The sequence below is a fragment of the Alsobacter sp. SYSU BS001988 genome, assembly GCF_054796215.1.
Genome location: NZ_JBTAMK010000058.1, coordinates 1 through 503, shown reverse-complemented (window position 1 = coordinate 503; position 503 = coordinate 1). Strand labels below are relative to the sequence as shown.

Here is a 503-nt window from a genome sequence, read left to right as displayed (position 1 = left end):
GCCCGGATGGCGTCGGCGGTGTCGAAGCTGCGCACCAGCCAGCTTCGCTCGCCCTTGCGCCGGACCTGGCAGACGGCGGTCCAGCTCGCCTCGCCGTCGCCCTCCAGCCACTCCTTGACGCCGGCGCACAAGCCGCTGGCGCGCACCAGAGCCAGGGCGCCGTCGCCCCAGATCGCCGGCCGGCCATTGATCACCGCGATGCGCTGCAAGGCCGCCAGCGGCGTCAGCCCCAGCTCCAGCCCATGCATGATGGCGATCATGCAGGCCTCCGGCGTGTCGATGCCGGGCGGGGCCATGCGCGCCGCCATCACGGCGCGGGCGAGGCGCAAGGTCTCCTCCAGGGAGCGCGGCACGATGGCCCGCGGCCGCGCCCCGCCGATCAGGTCCTGCTCGCTGCGCACGGGGTCGGCCGGATCCATGGCGGCCTCCTACACGGCGACGCGCTGTTCGATGAGACGGGCTCCGGCCACCGCCAGCCCGGCCTCCAGGTCGGCCAGCGCCAG

Annotated in this window: 1 pseudogene; it reads right to left on the bottom strand. The window is 75.0% G+C overall.

From position 1 onward, the window contains the following. Window positions 1–419: pseudogene (locus ACYVO7_RS25790) on the bottom strand (hypothetical protein); the annotation flags it as partial. Window positions 420–503 lie beyond the last annotated feature (84 nt).